This window comes from Plebeiibacterium sediminum, assembly GCF_026013605.1.
Classification (GTDB): domain Bacteria; phylum Bacteroidota; class Bacteroidia; order Bacteroidales; family Marinilabiliaceae; genus Saccharicrinis; species Saccharicrinis sediminus.
Genome location: NZ_JAPDPJ010000013.1, coordinates 15454 through 32566, shown reverse-complemented (window position 1 = coordinate 32566; position 17113 = coordinate 15454). Strand labels below are relative to the sequence as shown.

Below are 17113 nucleotides of genomic sequence, written 5' to 3'. Positions count from 1 at the left end.
TTTAATTCATTTAGGGTTAATTTTATTGGGTGAATTATAACTGATTATCAGTATTGAAATAGTTACTTGATTTGCTTTTATGTTTAACCTTAAATATTAACAGATATGGACAATACTCAAGAGCAACAAGTGGTAAGTATGCCAAGAATTGGAGATCCTGCACCCGAATTTAAAGCTGTTACTACACAAGGAGAAATAAATTTCCCATCTGATTATAAGGGTAGTTGGGTTATATTATTTAGTCACCCTGCAGATTTTACGCCAGTATGTACTTCTGAGTTTATGACTTTTGCATCAATGGAAGATAAATTTGCTGAGGCTAACTGTAAATTGGTTGGACTATCGGTTGATGGATTATACAGTCATATTGCATGGCTTCGAACAATTAAAGAGAAAATAGAATATCGAGGAATGAAGGATGTTGAAGTAAATTTTCCTTTGATTGAAGATATTACTATGAACGTGGCTAAAGCATATGGTATGATACAGCCAAATGAGGATACAACAAAGGCAGTTAGAGCTGTGTTCTTTATTGATCCTATGGGTATAATTCGTACGATTATATATTATCCATTGAGTCTGGGGCGTAATTTTGATGAATTATATCGTGTTATTATTGCTTTAAAAACTGCTGACGAATTTGGTGTGGCAACTCCTGCTGATTGGAGAGCTGGTGATGATGTTATCATATCTCCAGCTGGTTCTTGTGGTGCAGCAAAAGATCGTATGGAAGGTAATGATAGTAATGTGGACGAATGTAAAGACTGGTTTTTTTGTACTAAAAAGTTAGATAAGGATATGGTTCTAAATAAAGTATTAAAAAAATAAATTACCAGGTTTGTTAAAGCAAAAAAAGGATTGAAGGTTCTACTATTCAATCCTTTTTTTATTCGTTTTTTTTATGATTTATTGAAACGAAGATTTTATTTCACAATCTCTAGAATTTCTTTTAAGTCGCTTATTTCGTGCATCAACTCTCTGTTGTGAGGCGTTTTGTTTGGATTAAAAAATACATAATCCAGTTTGAAATTGATTGCACCATCAATATCTGTATCAAGATTATCGCCAACAACTAGGCATTCGTTTTTTCTTGCGTTTGCACTTTTTATAGCATATTCAAAAAAAGCCGTTTTAGGTTTAGATGCACCTATGGTTTCAGAAATGAATATTTTAGAGAAGAAATGCTCCAGATTGCTGTTTTTGAGTTTAATAAATTGAACTTCTTTAAATCCATTGGTAATGACGTGAAGTTTGTGCCACTTTTTTAATTCTGTCAATACTTCTATAGCATTGGGCATAAGTGCTGTTTTAGTAGGACTAACTGTAATATAGTCTTTACAAAAATGCGCTGCAATACTTTCATCCTTAATGCCAACCTCTGAAAAAGGAGTATAAAAACGATCAAAATTTAGTCTTTCTTTATTGATTTTTCCTTCCCGGTACAATACCCACAATTGTTCATTGTGAGCCTCATATCTTTCATAGAACTGGTTGAAACTATCAAAGCTATTATTGAGATGGTATTTGGCAAACAGTTCTTCAAGCGTTTGAATTGAATTTGTTTCAAAATCCCAAAGTGTGTGATCTAAATCAAAAAATATATGACTGTATTTATTCATTATGAAGTTTATTTTGTGCAAAGGTATTTATAAACTTGTATGATACCGTCCTTTTTTAAGAAAGACTAATGCTTTTAAATGAAAAACTCCGCATTTAGCGGAGTTTAAATATTATTGTAAAAAACATTTTAGTTTACTTGAACTACCAGGAATCTGGAAATACTCCAAAAATCTTCTTTATTCAAAATTTTAATGGTTTTTGTATCCTCTTCTCCATTTAATATTTCGTAGGAACCTTCCGGATGGTTGGTTAAAATTTTATACTTAGGACGAAATAAAGGAATATCCTCCACCTCACGGATGTCAACTTTAGTAAAGTAATCTTCATTAAAATCCTCTGTCAGTACTTTTTGTTTTCCAATGATAGGTAGTCCTTCGTTTGAAATCACATTATGCTCTCTTAGTTCCTTTTTTGTTCCAAATGCATAATAGCCAGAGTACAATTCGATAGTAGTTGAGTCTAATACTGCTTGTGTTCTTTCGTTAGATCTGCGGATAGAATCAATTACCTGACTCATGCCTTCTACTGTAAAGTTTAATGAAGCTATTTCAATGTTTTTTGTGTTTAATAGCTCTCTAAGTTCAATGATTTCAACGCTTTTGTCTTTGAGTTGCTTGTTTAACCGTGTAACAAGATTGGTAAGGTTTTTATTGTCAGAACCTGATTTTTTAATCTGTTGTTCTAATTCTGCAATTCTCTCCTTATTGGCAAGCATTAAATTGTAAATATCCTGAATATCGTTATTGATTTTATCCTGAATCTGATCAGAATTAGCTTCAGGAGTACCCATATTTACCTGAATAAGATTTTCTTTTTCTTTAATGGCCTGCAAATTCTCATCAATGGCAACCAGAGAGCCGGCTAAATCATTTAAGTATTTGTCTTTTTCGGCATTGGCAACCAGTAATGAATCATTTTGTTGGGTTAATTTTTTTGTTGAAGAAGGCCCGTTACAAGCTATAAAACCTGCGGCTAAGACTAGTGAAAAAAGTATTTTTTTCATAATAAATTGTGTTGTGTGTTAATTGTTTATGATTATTTCAATCTATAATAATAAGATTTTATTTTTATTCATCATCCATATCTTTGTACTTATTTCCTTTCTTACGTTCAACTTTTTCGTGCAATCCATCTACAATAATTACAATTTCGCCTTTTACTGTTTTGCTATTAAAATGGTCAATCAGCTCTTTTAATGTTCCCCTGGCATTCTCTTCGTGAATCTTTGTTAACTCTCTCGAAACGGATGCCTTTCTATCTTCACCTAAAACTTCAGCTAGTTGTTCAAGCATTTTTACCAGTCTGAATGGAGACTCGTAGAAGATCATTGTTCTTGTTTCAGTTTCAATAGCCTGAAGTCTCTTTTGACGTCCTTTTTTTTGCGGTAAAAAGCCTTCAAAGCAAAAACGCTCGTTAGGTAATCCAGAGTTTACCAGCGCCGGAACAAAGGCTGTTGCTCCCGGAAGACACTCCACATCCACTCCTTCATCAACAGCATGTTTAACCAATAGATATCCTGGATCAGAAATAGCAGGAGTTCCAGCGTCAGAAACTAAAGCACAGTTTTCTCCTGCCATTATTCTCTGCACAATCATCTCTGATGTTTTGTGTTCATTGAATTTATGGTGAGAATACATTTTGGCTTCAATTTCAAAGTGCTTTAGTAAAAAGCCTGTTTTACGAGTATCTTCAGCTAAAATAAAGTCTACTTCTTTTAGTATTCTTAAGGCACGAAGGGTCATGTCTTCGAGATTTCCAATTGGAGTTGGAATGATATATAATTTCGCCATCAGGTAAATGGGTTTCTTTGTCTAATAATATTTTCTTTTGATATAACTGTAAAAAGCTTGCGTGGCTTCCTGTTCGTTATCCCAACTAAAGTTTGATGATATAAATGCCTGTGCAGTGTTAAAATCTGGCATTTCATTTAATTGAAGTAATGTTTGTTTCATAACATCAGCCTTGCCTTCAAATAATTCGCGCTGAAACATAAATCGATCATTAAGTCCCAGACTTTTTGTTAAATCGGCAACAGGTTTTCCCATTAAGGTTTGCTGAAGCTTGGATTCTTTGTTGTTTGCAATTAAATCATTGACCGATTTCTTTTCGCCAATCAAAGATTCCCCCAGTGTTTTTGCTGTGTCTTCTTTTACTTCCTCTTTTTTAGGTTCAGGAGCCGGTGTTTCAATAATTTCAGACTTAGCGGTTATGATAACCTCTTCTTCAATCTCTACTTTTTCAACAGGAGCTTTTACTTCTTCAGTTGTAACTTCAGTAATTATTTTTTCTTCAACTATTGGATTAGTATCTTCAGTAACAACAGGAACTGGTTCTATAATTTGTGGTTGTTCCTCTTTTAATTCTTCAACAACAACAACTTTTTCTTCTTTTATGTCCGGTGTTGCAGGTGCTTCAACTTGAGTTTCTTTAGTTTCTACAATAACAGGCTCAGCTTTTTGTTCTACTACTGTTGTATGAGGTTTTGATGGTGATGGATTTTGGGTAAGCGATTTCAATAAGGCGAACTCTTCTATAACATGAGTCATTTTTCTTTCAGTAAGATCAATAAAAGCAGCCGGAATTTCCTCTGAACCTTGAAATGATTTTAACAAGGTCTCCACTTCATTAATGTCGCTTAAAATAATGTTTAGTAATGCTTCTTTATTCATCTGTATAAATTTATTTTAATCGGCCAGACGGAGCGCTCCATTAAATTTAATTATCCTTTTGATTGTGAATTTGGATGATCAAATTTATTGGCTCGTTTCATGTTCGTCTCCTAATTATATCAAAACAAAAGCTTTTTTACTTACTTTGCAAAGTTAGTTGCAAAATATAGTATAAGTTCTCAGACAAAAGTATCAAGAAAATATATTAAAATATAATAGACAGTCTTTTATCTTTTGTCAAATAACCTAAAATAGAGCATGTTTCTTGAAAATAAGTTAAATAGCGAAAGAAGGCATGGATGGATTGAAGTAATTGCCGGCTCAATGTTCTCTGGTAAAACAGAAGAGTTACTACGAAGATTAAAAAGAGCTAAAATTGCCCGGCAAAGAGTAGAAATCTTTAAGCCTCATATTGACGTAAGATACAGTAATGATGAGGTTGTGTCGCATGATTCCAATTCTATTTTATCAACGCCTGTTGAAACATCCGGAAATATTTTGCTTTTGAGTGGAAATGTGGATGTGATTGGAATTGATGAGGCACAGTTTTTTGATCATGGTTTAACTGAGGTGTGTCAAAAACTAGCCAATCAGGGCGTGCGTGTTATCATTGCTGGTTTGGATATGGACTTTAAAGGGATTCCGTTTGGGCCCATGCCACAGTTAATGGCTGTAGCTGAATATGTAACTAAAGTACATGCAGTATGTATGAAATGTGGCGACTTAGCTCATTTTTCTCATCGTTTGTCAAGTGAAGAAAAGTTGGTGATGTTAGGTGAGAAAGTGGAGTATGAACCGCTTTGCAGGGCTTGTTATTCAAAGTTAAAAAACTAAAAGATGATGCAATCTTATTTATTTAGTCGTATTTCGGAATGGGCTATGGCTAAAACAATTATAAATAATGATCTGGAAATATCTTATATTATCACAGATAGTCGGTCTGTTTCTTATCCTGAAAAGTCTTTGTTTATTGCCATAACAGGAGGGAATCATAATGGACATGATTATATTTCATCCTTATATCAGCAAGGTGTAAGATGTTTTATGGTGGATGAACATTATGCTATTGATGAAAAACTGGCTGATGCAAATTATATCATCGCAGATAACACATTAGAATGCTTTCAAAGGCTGGTAGCTGAGAAAAGGCATTTGTATCACTGTCCCGTTATTGGTGTTACGGGAAGTAATGGTAAAACGATTGTTAAGGAGTGGATTTCGCAATTAATAGGAAATTCTAAAGTTTTAGTGCGCTCTCCTAAAAGTTATAATAGTCAGATAGGTGTTCCATTGTCGGTTTGGCAACTGAATAAAAATACTGAAGTAGCTGTTTTTGAAGCAGGAATATCTCAAATGGGTGAAATGGAGCGTATTGCCTCAGTTATTGAACCAACCATTGGCTTAATTACGAATATTGGTGCAGCTCATCAGGAGAATTTTGCTTCTCGTAAAGAGAAATTGAATGAAAAATTAAAGCTGTTTGCTAACAGTGAAATTATAGTATTTTCTACAGAAGTTCCTTTTGTTGAGGAGGGAATTAGTAAGATGTATCCTCATAAAAATGTCTTGAGATGGGGAACTAACCTTAATAACGAATTGCAGATTGTTAAGAAAGTTGTGGCATCATCTTCTTCTCAGGTTGAATTAAAATGGAATAATAAAACATGCTCACTCGAATTACCTTTTATTGACGAGGTTTCATTTGAAAATGCCATGCATGCAATAGCAGTTCTGCTGTATTTGGGCTATGACTTAAAGTATATGGAGTCGGCAGTTAAAAAACTGGTTCCTGTAGCTATGCGTATGGAGTTGAAAGAGGGCGTTAACAACTGCATTTTAGTAAACGACTCTTATAATTCCGATATTTCGTCATTGGGACTTTCGCTTGATTTTTTAATTCAGCAAAGTAGAAAAAGTAACACGGTAAGAACTTTAATTCTTTCAGATATCTATCAGAGTGGCATCGAATCAGAAGTTTTGTGTCGTCAGATAAATGACTTGTTAAAGAAAAAGGGTATTTCAAGATTAATAGGAGTAGGTGAGGTGTTGAAAAATAATGCTCAGCTATTCGATTTGGAGGCATCTTTTTATAACACAACAGCGGAATTACTGGATTCGATATCGCACAATACATTTAAAAATGAAGCTATTTTAATTAAAGGTTCCCGAAATTTTGAGTTTGAGCAGGTAAGTGATTTTTTGGAAAAGAAGCATCATCAAACCAGACTGGAAATTAATTTGAATGCTTTAGTTGACAACCTGAATTATTTTCGTTCAAAACTAAAAGACACAACTAAGATTTTAGCCATGGTGAAGGCTTTTAGTTATGGCAGTGGGTCCTTTGAAATAGCAAATGTATTACAGCATCAAAAAGTAGATTATCTGGGCGTTGCTTTTGCCGATGAAGGAATTGAACTTCGCAAATCCGGAGTTTCATTACCAATTATTGTGATGAATCCTGAAGTGAAAAGTTTTCCCGCAATGATTGAACATCAGCTGGAGCCTGAAATATATAGTTTTAAGGTGCTGAATCAGTTTATAGATGTACTTAGGAATGAAGGGTTAACTCAATATCCTGTTCACATCAAGGTAGATACAGGAATGAATCGTCTTGGATTTATGACCTCAGAAATAGATCAGTTAAAAGAGGTTTTGAGAGATCTTAATGAAATTAGGGTAAGATCTGTTTTTTCTCATTTGGTAGGTTCAGATGAGGTTCAATTTGATGATTTTACAAAAACTCAGATAAATACATTTGATCGGGTTACGCAGGAGTTGAAAGAAGCTTTAGGGTATTCTTTTATCCGGCATATTCTGAACACAGCCGGGATTTTGCGTTTTACCGAATCTCAATTTGACATGGTTAGAGTTGGCATTGGAATGTATGGAATAGGAGTTGAAGGTCATAAAAAATTAAAGAATGTTACCAGCTTTAAATCTTATATCTCACAAATCAGAGAAGTTAAAGCTCATGAAACGATTGGTTACGGGCGAAGAGGTGAATTGGCTTACGACTCGGATATTGCGGTAGTTCCGGTTGGTTATGCTGATGGGTTGAATAGAAAACTAGGTAATGGAGTGGGAAAGATGATGGTGAACAATCAGTTGGCGCCAATAATTGGCAATATTTGTATGGATATGTGTATGATTGATGTTACAGGTTTAAATGCCAAAGAGGGAGATGAAGTTCAGATTTTTGGACCAGCACAGCCGGTAAGTGATTTGGCAAAAGCTTTAGGAACGATTCCTTACGAGATATTTACCAGCATTAGCAGAAGGGTGAAAAGAATATATTATTACGAGTAAAAGAAAGTGGTTATGACTGTGCTTAGAACAATAAAAAGCGATTATGAAATGTATGAAAACCAACGTTTGGAATGTTTGGTTGCTATTGAGCGGGATGATTGTAAAATCATAAAATCATACTTTAAAAAATATAAGGGAAAACAAGATAAACCTAAGGATAAGGTTCCCGGATATAAGTTTGTTTTGGATGAAGAATTTGATTCGTTAAAGATTGATTTTGAGACTAAATATGACTTTGAAATACGGGATTTAGTAAAAGTGAAGTAATTTTCTGAAGGATGCTTTAGTCTGTTTAGCGTTTTGCAAAATATTAGAGTTGGGGAATAATGCTGTTAAGGAATGACTTGGCTTCGGTTTCAATACTTGTAACAGTATTGGGATTTACAGTCATTTTAGAATGAATCAGGTCATGATGAAAAACTCTTAAATCGTGCCAATCACCAAGTTTACTGCCCATTTCTTTCTTTTTTGCAATTTGATTTTCATCTGAATTGTATTTGTATACTTCTTTTAAAATAGAAAGAAGATAATATTGTTCTTTTATTAATCTGCGAATCAGATGGTAATTAGCGTTTGCTTTATTTTGTTGTTCTTTGATTTGTTTTTCGTTTTCAGATATTCGTTTTATGAAAATGTTGATAACAAATTCCGGTCGTAAAATATCTAAGGCATAAAATATCCTGGTAATGTATCTAATTTCCTTTTTTAGGTTCTGGGATTCACCAATCTCCTGAAGTTTCAGAAAAGCAGGTTTTATCATTCGATTGCATTTTCTTCTGTAATTTACATACTCATTATGCATTAACCTTTCTTGTGCCAGATGCATCATGATTTGGCGATCCCTAATGATTCCTGCAGTCTTAAATAAGGTTTTAACCAAATGAAATCGTGGCTTAAAAGAATGTTCGTAATCAAGAACGGATTGTTTTAAAATGTTTCTGACAGCAAACACTTGTTTCAATGCCACTCGCAGGTCATGTATGGCATCTTCGTTGTGATTTAGAGATGCCATGTTTAGATTGTCTGCAAAAACAATGAGTTGCTTATTTACATAGCTGTGTAATAACATTTATATCCTTCCAGGTTATTAAATACCAATTCAATCTGAATTTAAATCATATTCAGACCTTAATTCCTATAAAGATAAAATGGAAGAATCACTATATCAAGTGATGTTAATCAAAAACCTCAGCAGTAATCTTGTGTCTTAAACCAATAGCATCCACAAATACCGCTTTAATGGACCCAACTAGAATTTTGGCTTCCACCATGATTGGGATTCTGTTTAAGTCATCGGTAACCCAAACGGTCATATCTTCACCGGATTCAAAGATGGTTCCGGGTACCAATAAGGGGGAGAATTTTAAACAGCGAAACTTTCTGTCATCCCTGTTTTTGATGGTTTCTTTTCCTAAATACCGAATGTATAAATCATAGATTTTTCCATCTACAATCATTCGAATGGGGATTTTATCATCTTTTTGGTATTTGTCAAATTCAAGGTTGCGAGCCTTGTAAACCATTGTTAATAGATCGTTAGTACAATCTTGCAGCGTAAGAGTACTATCCTTATATCCTGTGTTTTCTTCTTTTTTTATTTGTGAGTTTACCTGATTGTTCTGATAATCAAAAAAGTATTTGTGATGAGATTCTGTACTTCCTTCTTTGGTAACCCGGTTAAAATATAAAGGCTGAAAGTTGTTTTTATCAACATACACTTCAAAAGTATCCCGAACCTTCATAAAATGGTCGTACCCACTATATGTTCTGCCATATGCGGAGAAAAACCAGGAGTTTGTGTCTTTATAATTGCGGTCTTCAACATTAAAGTGCACAATCCCTGCATTAAGCCAGATAAAATGCCAATTATAATAGGCGTGATAGGTGACTGTTTCTCCAGGTTGAAAACTAAAATTATCAACTGAGCATTGAGATTTTGCCTGCGTAGAATATATGAGAAATAAAGTAATTCCTACGGTAACAAAATGAATCCATTTAAACATGATTGTAGATGCTATTATTTATTGCTCAGTTTAAACCGTTTGTTTTATTTGTTAACGGTTCCAATTTTGTTTTCAATAGAATCTATTTTGCTGGTCATTCTGCCTAAATCACCTTTTCGTGCATCAATAGTTATTGTTGAATAAATTCTTTCGTGATCAGATTCAAGAACCTTGTAGGCACCATTGATGATGGCAAGAGCTTCTTCCATGGTTTCTGTTTCAACAGTTGTTGCCATTGGACTTAATTTATAGTCCACTCCAGAATTTTTAATAAATTCTAAAACTTTACTTACTGATTCACTTTTGCTGGTTCCCTGATCTGTAGGAAACATGGCGAAATTAACTAGTACTGACATAATATTTAATATTTAGCTATAATAGTTTTTTGCTTAGTGGTCATTAAAATAAATGCTTATCTGCCACTTTTCTTGTCTTTATCTTTGCTGTCTTTTAACGTATAATCATAAATATCAAACTCAGCAGGATTCCAAGGTACCGTAATATCCCAGTTTGCTCTTACATCCACTTTCTGAGGATAAAAGAAAACTTGTTCTGGCTGCTTTTTTATTGCATATTCTCCGGTATCCCATTTGCCGTTTCTGTTTTTATCGATGATAAGTTTTAAGGAGTATGAGCCTGGTTTAATAAATTGAAATGCAAATTTTCCGGTTTGAGGAACATATTTTTGAGTTACGACTTTTTCACCATTGCCCATCAGTTGTACCAGCCAGTTTTCGCCGGGATTTGTGATGTTAACCAATAAGGTTCCGTAACTATCCAGTGTTTTAACTGAAAATTGTTTGGCAATAGAGTCGCTGGCCAGATTATAGATGTCTTCTATGGCTGCAGAATCTGCTGCGATAATATATTTTCCTCCGGGAGTCCAGCGCGTTTTTGTATTGATTGAATATCGTCGGGCAAGCGCTGAGTCCTGAGTAAATTCATAATCGATGCTTTGCATTAAAGTGTCCACAATTTCGTATAGTTTAATACTATTCCAATCTATTTTTTTAACAGGTGTTGGTAAAATAAAATTGAAGGTGCTGTTAACATCAACTGTTGAGGAGGCATTGTTTATTAATAGAGTTTTCTTAGGTTCCGGACCATCTTTCTTTTTCTTTCTTTTCGATTCCTTTTTAGGTGCCTCAAAATAGTAAAGTTTAAGAGTGTCTTCAACCTGAATAGGATTTTGCAACGTATCTAGTCCTAAATAAGTAAAAGCTAAGTCCAATGTATCTTTTTTATACATGGCACTATCTGTTAGCCATATTTTAACCGTGTCGTTATTCAGTGAAGGTTCAAAAATAGCCCAATCTTTATCATATTCAGTATTTAGTGGCTTTACCCCAAATTTTTCAACTGGTAGGTTGAATATAAATGAAACTATATTTGAATCTTTTCTTTCTTCGCCAACAAAATATTGTTGTTTTGATTGTTCCTCAAACATAAAAAGTTTTACATCATTAGGTGTGTAAACCAATTCATCTCTAAAAACCACAGAATCATTTTCTAAAGTATCCGGAAAAGCTACATATTCCATATGAGGAGATACAATTGTATCAAACCAGGCAATTCTTTCGCCGGGTTGATCAAACTTATAATTTCTGTTGGCATCTTCAATGGCATATAATCTGTATTCGCCAGGACTTAGATTTCGGATAGCGAAAAATCCTTCTTCATTTGATTTTCCTAATCTTACCGGAATGTCATGCGTAAAAGCTGTGTCGTTTAGGTTTTTATGAGCTAAAATTAAAGCACCTTCTACGGGCTTAAGATCAAAGCTATTCCAAACATTTCCCATAATGGCAAAAGAGTCAATTACTTCACCAGTAGAAAATGAGAAAACGAATGATTCAATAGGATTGCTTTCATTGTTATCCTGAATGGCATCAGCAAAATCAAGTGTGTAAGTCGTGTTTTCCTGCAGATCTTCATTGAAATCCACATATAGCTTCTGAGCTCGGGCTTCAATATTTGGTCTTTCTTTTAAAGGAGGAGAAACTACTAATTTCTGATTTACTTCATTGAGTTTGATAATTTCATCGAACTCAATCATGATTTCTTTCTTTTTGTAGTTCATCTGTCCGTTTAAAGGAACTGATTTTTTTATGGTTGGAGGATCTTCATCCTTAGGGCCTCCGGTAGGATAGCCAGGGTTAGCACATGAGTAAGCAATGATGAAAAGGATGAATAATCCAAAAATATATTTCTGCATCTATTATAAATTCAATCGTTTAAAATCAATGGCAAATTTAATTCAATTATCGTTTATCTAAAATCTAACTATCTATTATTACATGAAGAATGCCAAAAAATCATAAATTTGTCGCTGACTTAAAAAAAAAGTGAAAAAATTATGAGTAATCAGGACAACGTACCACATCAAAAATCTCACAAAACAGCAATAATAGTAGGGGCAGTATCTGCAGTATTACTGATTATACTAGGATTCTTGTACTTTAAGAATAAAAGTGAAATGCAGGTGTTGGTTGAAGAAATGACTGAGGAAAAAGATCTTCTGACTACTGAGTTTGAAAGTCTGGCCTTAGATTATGACTCATTGAAAACCAATAGCGATACATTGAATTTATTGTTGGAAAAGGAACGTGAAAAGATTTCACAATTAATTGAAGAAATACATACGATAAAAGCGACTAATGCTTCTAAAATAAGAGAGTATAAAAAGGAGTTGACATCTTTACGTAAAGTGATGAGGAATTACGTCATTCAGATTGATTCTCTGAACCAAACCAACAAAGCGCTGCAGCAGGAAAATCAACAGATACGACGAACGGTTTCGAATATAAAAACCTCCTATCAAAAGCTAGAGAAGGAAAAGGATAATCTGGCAGAAAAGGTGGACATAGCCTCTAAACTCGAAACCTACAATATGGAAGCCACCGGATTGAACTCTAAAGATCGTAGTACAACCCGGGCGTCCAGAATATCAAAAATCAGGATTTGTTTTACTATTCAAAAAAATATCACCGCAGAAGTAGGAGAGAAAGAGATATTTTTAAGAGTATTACGTCCTGATGGAGCTCTTTTGTATCATTCAAAAGATGATTTGTTTAAGTATGAAAATAAAGAAATCAATTTTTCATCCAGACGAGTTGTGGAATACGGAGGTGATGAGCTCGATGTATGTTTGTATTATAATGTAGATGCAGGAGAATTAACAATAGGTGATTATACGGCAGATATTTTTGCAGATGGCCATCATATTGGAAATATGACTTTTAGCCTTAGATAATATGCTTGTATCCCACTTAAGAAATATTGTACTTGTTTTTGTAGTATTTACCTGTTTACATGTTTTTGCTCAGGAAGAAAGTATACCTCAATTTCCGGAGTGGATGGTGAAAAAACGTATTGATGCCTTAAATTACCAAACACCCATTCAACTGGATTATAATGAAACTGTTCAGGCTTATATAGATGTATATACTGTAAAGAGACGTGATCATTTAGCTAATATTATTAGTCGGTCAAAGCTTTATTTTCCATTGTTTGAAGAGTATCTGGATAAATATAATTTACCGCTCGAATTGAAGTATCTGGCTGTAATTGAGTCGGCTTTGGATCCACGGGCTAAATCAAAATCCGGCGCAAAAGGCTTGTGGCAATTTTTGTATCATGCCGGAACCATGTTTGATCTTGATGTATCAACCTATATTGATGAAAGAAGCGATCCTATTTTAGCAACCGAGGCAGCATGTAAATATCTGGAATATCTTTACAGGAATTTTAATGACTGGCAACTGGCATTAGCTGCCTATAATGGGGGTGTTGGTATGGTAAAAAATGCCATAGAGCGTTCCGGAGGGAAAAGAAATTATTGGGAACTTCGTCCTTATTTACCCACTCAGGTTAAAGGTTATGTACCTGCTTTTATAGGTGCTTTATATGCAATGAAATATGCTGAGAATTACGATATCAATGAAGTTCCGGCAAAATACAACTTTCATGAAATTGATACTGTTGATATACGTAAAACACTTTCGTTTAAGCAAATTTCAGATGCCTCTGGTGTAAGTGTTGATGAAGTAGCATTTTTAAATCCCACTTATACAAAAGAGATTATACCTGTTGATTCTAAACCTGTAAGTGTTTTTCTTCCCAAGAAAAATATCCCGGAATTTGTAAAAAATGAGTATCAGGTTTATGGAGAACAAAAACAGGTAAGTGCGATGAGCGAATCTCCTGATAGGGAAATAGTACATCATATTGTTGCTAAAGGAGAATACTTTCATAAAATTGCAATTAAATACGAATGTACCATTGAGGATATTATGAAATGGAATCATATGTCTTCAAAAGACCTTCATCCGGGACAAATTCTTGAGATCTGGAAAATAAAAGAAGATCATCGTTTCTTTTTTGTTAGAGATGAGGTGGATTATCTGGTCGAAAAATAATCATTAAGCTCGTTTCAACATTCCTGTCAAAATAGTGTTCCTTTTTGTACATTTGTAAGCAACTCAAATCTTAATACCTAAATATTTTTAATAAAAGTAATATCATGAAGCAGTCTATTTTATTTATTCTACTTATTTCTTACATATTTAGCGGATGTAAAACAACACCAGATTCAAATAAACCTACACCATCCGGAGCTGCCGGGGTTATGATCATAGTAATGAATGATAAGGTGAAGAAAACTGAATCCGGGAAAAAATTATGGGATATGATGGTACAGCCAATGATAGGTTTACCACAAGAAGAACCTATGTTTGATGTATCTGTTATTCCGCATCGATCGTTGTCGGATTTTATGAAAACTTATCGTAATTTAATTACTGTTGAAGTAGGAGCTGGAGTGCAGGAGGAAGGTATTAAGTTTTACAGGGGAACCTGGGCTAAACAACAAGCTTTGGTAAGAATAGAGGCAAAAAGTATAGAATCATTTGATAAAATGGTTACTGAAAATGAGTTAAAACTAGTGGGTTTTTTCACAAAAGCAGAAAGGGAAAGGTTAATAAAATACTTTAATAGTTCATTCAACCAAAAATTAAGTGATAAACTAAAAGAAGACTGGAAATTTTCAATGTCCGTACCTCGTGATTTTGAATTAAGAAAAGAAGATAAAGACTTTATATGGATGTCGCACGAAACTGCTAAATCGAGTTTAGGCTTATTAGTTTATCAGTTTGATTATGTTGGAGAAGGAAGCTTTTCAAAAGAATATCTGTTAAATAAAAGAGATGAAACTTTAATGAATCAGGTTCCGGGAGAGTATGAAGGTTCGTTTATGACCACGGAACATGCATTTCCAATTAATTATCAGGTAATCAATACCCCAAATGATTCAAATGTTGTTGTGATGCGTGGATTATGGAAGGTTCAGGGAGATATGATGGGGGGTCCGTTTATTAGTATGGCACACTATGATAAAGAAAACAATAAAGTAATTGTTACAGAAGGTTATTCTTACAATCCGGAAAAACCTAAGAAAAGAAATATGGTGCGTCAACTTGAAGCTATTCTTCAAACATATAACAGAAATTTTAAACAGAAAAAATAATGAGTTTTCCGGCTCTTACAAGAGATGCATTGGTACAGGCATCCAGAAAAAATGAACTGATAGTAGAAACAGGTTACCAGATTCAAAAGGATTTTGGTGAGTTTGGTTTAGAAGTGAATTTTTCTGGAAATGCGGCTTCATTTTATGAAGAATTGTTTGATCAGATGAAAGATCATGTGGAACAAATAATGGCAGAAAGTATGGAGCGTTTTATGCATTTTTTATATCGTATCGATATCAGTCAGCACAATATAGCTCAGTATGAAAAAGAGATGGAGGAAGAAGATATTCATGTTGTTCTTACAGAATTAATCATACATCGGGAACTGAAAAAAGTAATTACAAGAGATTATTTCAGGCAACAGGCAAAGAATAATGATCAGAAAGAATTAGATCTGTAGTTAACTCTTGTTCTATTCATTTATTTAAACGTAATGTTATGCAACCAATTATAAAGAATTCTATTGAGATTAAACAAGAAGCCAATTTGGTATTTCTTGTAAAAGAAATTTCATTGTTAAAAGATTTTGGCTTTACAGAAACAGAGATAGATTATATTGAAGGTAAAGTATCTAAAAAGAAAAACCTGATTCATCTTAACCGATTGGAACAACAGGTATTTGTTCGTTTCTCAAAAGATACAGGTAATGATGAAAATGAAAAGATAAGAAAGGATGGAAATCTTATTTTAAAGGAATTAAAAAAGGAAGATGTTTCGGAAGTTTCAGTTGTAGATTTAATTGGCTGTAAAAACAGAACTATTGCTTTGGTTGAAGGAATTGCATTAAGTGCTTATGCTTTTGATCGATATAAAAGTAAGAAGGATGATGTGGTAGATTTTGAATTAAAAGAAATCTTTGTCTCTAGTCCGGCTGTTGACGGTTGTGAAATAAATGAGTTAAACAATATCATTGAGTCAGTTTATATAACACGTAATTTGGTAAATGAACCTGTTGATAAACTAAATGCGGTGCAACTGGGAGAATTTATTGTAGAGCAGTCTAAAAAAGATGGTTTTCATGCAGAAGTTTTTAATAAGAATAAAATTGAAGCATTAAAATTTGGTGGATTATTAGCGGTTAATAAAGGAAGTATTGATCCTCCAACTTTTTCTATTATGGAATGGAAACCAGAAAATGCGGTTAATGAAAAACCATATATTTTAGTTGGAAAAGGAGTTGTTTTTGATACCGGAGGTATCAATTTAAAAACACCTCCGGGAAGCCTTGATACGATGAAGTGTGATATGGGAGGTGCAGCATCAGTTGTAGGAACCATAACTGCTATTGCAAAAAACAAACTACCAATTTATGTTATTGGGTTAGTGCCGGCAACAGATAATCGTCCCGGTAAAAATGCTTTTGTGCCAGGAGATATCCTTGAAATGCACAATGGATTAACGGTTGAGGTTTTAAACACCGATGCAGAAGGAAGACTTATTTTAGCAGACGCATTAAGTTATGCTAATAAATATGAGCCGGAGTTAGTCATTGATTTAGCTACCCTTACCGGGTCGGCAGTAATGGCCATTGGAGAATATGGAACTGTAGCTATGGGAACTGCCAGTGATGAGGTGTTTGGAGAATTGGAAAAACATGGATATGTAACCCACGAAAGAGTAGTTAAATTTCCATTTTGGAGTGATTATGATGCTTTAATTGAATCAGATATTGCAGATATAAAAAATCTTGGCGGAAGAGAAGGTGGTTCAATAACTGCAGGTAAATTTTTGTCAAAATTTGTGGAATATCCCTGGATTCATTTGGATATAGCAGGTCCTGCATTTCATTTAAAAGAAAGTAGTTACAGAGGCAAAGGAGCTTCAGGTGTTGGCGTAAGATTGCTGTACCACTTTTTTAAATCTATTGTATCTGATAAGCAAGCTTAAGGTAAATAGATATTACACCATAAATAATTGAGATCATTAGATTTATTCTCAAACTAGTTTCTGTAAAAAGAGAATAAAAATTAGGATAATTAAGCTGAATGTT

17 protein-coding genes are annotated in these 17113 nt (G+C 33.9%); 9 read left to right on the top strand and 8 right to left on the bottom strand.

All coding sequences use genetic code 11. The features are described 5' to 3' along the window. Nucleotides 1-105: 105 nt before the first annotated feature. Nucleotides 106-828: a peroxiredoxin gene (locus tag OM075_RS07740; protein WP_301189919.1), complete on the top strand. Its 723-nt coding sequence runs from the start codon at nt 106-108 to the stop codon at nt 826-828. A 95-nt stretch (nt 829-923) separates the two neighbouring features. Here the strand turns inward: OM075_RS07740 and OM075_RS07735 are convergent, their stop codons facing one another. From OM075_RS07735 to OM075_RS07720, 4 genes are all read right to left on the bottom strand, one after another. Then, entirely contained in the window at nt 924-1619 is a 696-nt protein-coding gene (locus tag OM075_RS07735) for a YjjG family noncanonical pyrimidine nucleotidase (RefSeq protein ID WP_301189918.1), read from the bottom strand. A gap of 128 nt (nt 1620-1747) precedes the next feature. After that, nucleotides 1748-2623: a Cbp1 family collagen-binding glycoprotein adhesin gene (locus OM075_RS07730; RefSeq protein ID WP_301189917.1), complete on the bottom strand. Its 876-nt coding sequence runs from the start codon at nt 2621-2623 to the stop codon at nt 1748-1750. Between the two features lie 64 nt (nt 2624-2687). After that, complete coding sequence (gene rsmI, locus OM075_RS07725; protein ID WP_301189916.1) at nt 2688-3410, bottom strand: 16S rRNA (cytidine(1402)-2'-O)-methyltransferase; 723 nt, start codon at nt 3408-3410, stop codon at nt 2688-2690. Nucleotides 3411-3431: 21 nt separating this feature from the next. Beyond that, complete coding sequence (locus OM075_RS07720; RefSeq protein ID WP_301189915.1) at nt 3432-4289, bottom strand: DUF8457 domain-containing protein; 858 nt, start codon at nt 4287-4289, stop codon at nt 3432-3434. Nucleotides 4290-4547: 258 nt separating this feature from the next. Here OM075_RS07720 and OM075_RS07715 point away from each other — a divergent pair, with 258 nt between their 5' ends. Genes OM075_RS07715 through OM075_RS07705 form a run of 3 tightly spaced genes read left to right on the top strand, consistent with a single transcriptional unit; the run spans nt 4548 to nt 7862 of the window. Beyond that, nucleotides 4548-5123, top strand: coding sequence for a thymidine kinase (locus OM075_RS07715; protein WP_301189914.1), 576 nt, complete (start codon nt 4548-4550; stop codon nt 5121-5123). A 3-nt stretch (nt 5124-5126) separates the two neighbouring features. Next, on the top strand, nt 5127-7595 hold the full coding sequence (locus OM075_RS07710) for a bifunctional UDP-N-acetylmuramoyl-tripeptide:D-alanyl-D-alanine ligase/alanine racemase (protein ID WP_301189913.1): 2469 nt from the start codon (nt 5127-5129) through the stop codon (nt 7593-7595). Nucleotides 7596-7607: 12 nt separating this feature from the next. Continuing rightward, nucleotides 7608-7862 (top strand): hypothetical protein, encoded by a 255-nt coding sequence (locus OM075_RS07705; RefSeq protein WP_301189912.1) that lies wholly within the window; start codon nt 7608-7610, stop codon nt 7860-7862. A 43-nt stretch (nt 7863-7905) separates the two neighbouring features. On the opposite strand, the gene OM075_RS07700 is transcribed toward OM075_RS07705, so the two are convergent. The 4 genes from OM075_RS07700 to OM075_RS07685 all read right to left on the bottom strand — a co-directional run bounded on the left by OM075_RS07700 (nt 7906) and on the right by OM075_RS07685 (nt 11813). After that, a complete protein-coding gene (locus tag OM075_RS07700) occupies nt 7906-8664 on the bottom strand; it encodes a CHAD domain-containing protein (protein WP_301189911.1) in 759 nt (252 codons plus the stop codon). 106 nt (nt 8665-8770) lie between these two features. Then, nucleotides 8771-9598 (bottom strand): DUF3108 domain-containing protein, encoded by an 828-nt coding sequence (locus OM075_RS07695; RefSeq protein ID WP_301189910.1) that lies wholly within the window; start codon nt 9596-9598, stop codon nt 8771-8773. 44 nt (nt 9599-9642) lie between these two features. Continuing rightward, the gene (locus OM075_RS07690; protein WP_301189909.1) at nt 9643-9954 is read right to left on the bottom strand and encodes a thiamine-binding protein; all 312 of its coding nucleotides are present in this window, start codon (nt 9952-9954) and stop codon (nt 9643-9645) included. 56 nt (nt 9955-10010) lie between these two features. Further along, a complete protein-coding gene (locus tag OM075_RS07685; protein ID WP_301189908.1) occupies nt 10011-11813 on the bottom strand; it encodes an Ig-like domain-containing protein in 1803 nt (600 codons plus the stop codon). A gap of 141 nt (nt 11814-11954) precedes the next feature. Here OM075_RS07685 and OM075_RS07680 point away from each other — a divergent pair, with 141 nt between their 5' ends. From OM075_RS07680 to OM075_RS07660, 5 genes are all read left to right on the top strand, one after another. Then, nucleotides 11955-12851, top strand: a complete 897-nt coding sequence (locus OM075_RS07680; protein ID WP_301189907.1) for a DUF8429 coiled-coil domain-containing protein — start codon at nt 11955-11957, stop codon at nt 12849-12851. Between the two features lies 1 nt (nt 12852). Next, the gene (locus tag OM075_RS07675) at nt 12853-14016 is read left to right on the top strand and encodes a lytic transglycosylase domain-containing protein (RefSeq protein ID WP_301189906.1); all 1164 of its coding nucleotides are present in this window, start codon (nt 12853-12855) and stop codon (nt 14014-14016) included. Between the two features lie 104 nt (nt 14017-14120). Continuing rightward, nucleotides 14121-15122 carry a DUF4837 family protein gene (locus OM075_RS07670; RefSeq protein ID WP_301189905.1) on the top strand — a complete coding sequence of 334 codons (1002 nt, stop codon included), beginning with the start codon at nt 14121-14123 and terminating at the stop codon, nt 15120-15122. After that, a complete protein-coding gene (locus OM075_RS07665) occupies nt 15122-15523 on the top strand; it encodes a hypothetical protein (RefSeq protein WP_301189904.1) in 402 nt (133 codons plus the stop codon). Before OM075_RS07670 ends, OM075_RS07665 begins: the two co-directional genes overlap by 1 nt. Before the next feature lie 38 nt (nt 15524-15561). Next, on the top strand, nt 15562-17010 hold the full coding sequence (locus OM075_RS07660) for a leucyl aminopeptidase family protein (protein ID WP_301189903.1): 1449 nt from the start codon (nt 15562-15564) through the stop codon (nt 17008-17010). Nucleotides 17011-17113: the final 103 nt, after the last annotated feature.

Excerpts from the sequence above, each read along its gene's own strand:
- OM075_RS07740 (WP_301189919.1), top strand. The coding sequence starts at position 106 with ATGGACAATACTCAAGAGCAACAAGTGGTAAGTATGCCAAGAATTGGA.
- OM075_RS07735 (WP_301189918.1), bottom strand. The coding sequence starts at position 1,619 with ATGAATAAATACAGTCATATATTTTTTGATTTAGATCACACACTTTGG.
- OM075_RS07730 (WP_301189917.1), bottom strand. The coding sequence starts at position 2,623 with ATGAAAAAAATACTTTTTTCACTAGTCTTAGCCGCAGGTTTTATAGCT.
- rsmI (WP_301189916.1), bottom strand. The coding sequence starts at position 3,410 with ATGGCGAAATTATATATCATTCCAACTCCAATTGGAAATCTCGAAGAC.
- OM075_RS07720 (WP_301189915.1), bottom strand. The coding sequence starts at position 4,289 with ATGAATAAAGAAGCATTACTAAACATTATTTTAAGCGACATTAATGAA.
- OM075_RS07715 (WP_301189914.1), top strand. The coding sequence starts at position 4,548 with ATGTTTCTTGAAAATAAGTTAAATAGCGAAAGAAGGCATGGATGGATT.
- OM075_RS07710 (WP_301189913.1), top strand. The coding sequence starts at position 5,127 with ATGATGCAATCTTATTTATTTAGTCGTATTTCGGAATGGGCTATGGCT.
- OM075_RS07705 (WP_301189912.1), top strand. The coding sequence starts at position 7,608 with ATGACTGTGCTTAGAACAATAAAAAGCGATTATGAAATGTATGAAAAC.
- OM075_RS07700 (WP_301189911.1), bottom strand. The coding sequence starts at position 8,664 with ATGTTATTACACAGCTATGTAAATAAGCAACTCATTGTTTTTGCAGAC.
- OM075_RS07695 (WP_301189910.1), bottom strand. The coding sequence starts at position 9,598 with ATGTTTAAATGGATTCATTTTGTTACCGTAGGAATTACTTTATTTCTC.
- OM075_RS07690 (WP_301189909.1), bottom strand. The coding sequence starts at position 9,954 with ATGTCAGTACTAGTTAATTTCGCCATGTTTCCTACAGATCAGGGAACC.
- OM075_RS07685 (WP_301189908.1), bottom strand. The coding sequence starts at position 11,813 with ATGCAGAAATATATTTTTGGATTATTCATCCTTTTCATCATTGCTTAC.
- OM075_RS07680 (WP_301189907.1), top strand. The coding sequence starts at position 11,955 with ATGAGTAATCAGGACAACGTACCACATCAAAAATCTCACAAAACAGCA.
- OM075_RS07675 (WP_301189906.1), top strand. The coding sequence starts at position 12,853 with ATGCTTGTATCCCACTTAAGAAATATTGTACTTGTTTTTGTAGTATTT.
- OM075_RS07670 (WP_301189905.1), top strand. The coding sequence starts at position 14,121 with ATGAAGCAGTCTATTTTATTTATTCTACTTATTTCTTACATATTTAGC.
- OM075_RS07665 (WP_301189904.1), top strand. The coding sequence starts at position 15,122 with ATGAGTTTTCCGGCTCTTACAAGAGATGCATTGGTACAGGCATCCAGA.
- OM075_RS07660 (WP_301189903.1), top strand. The coding sequence starts at position 15,562 with ATGCAACCAATTATAAAGAATTCTATTGAGATTAAACAAGAAGCCAAT.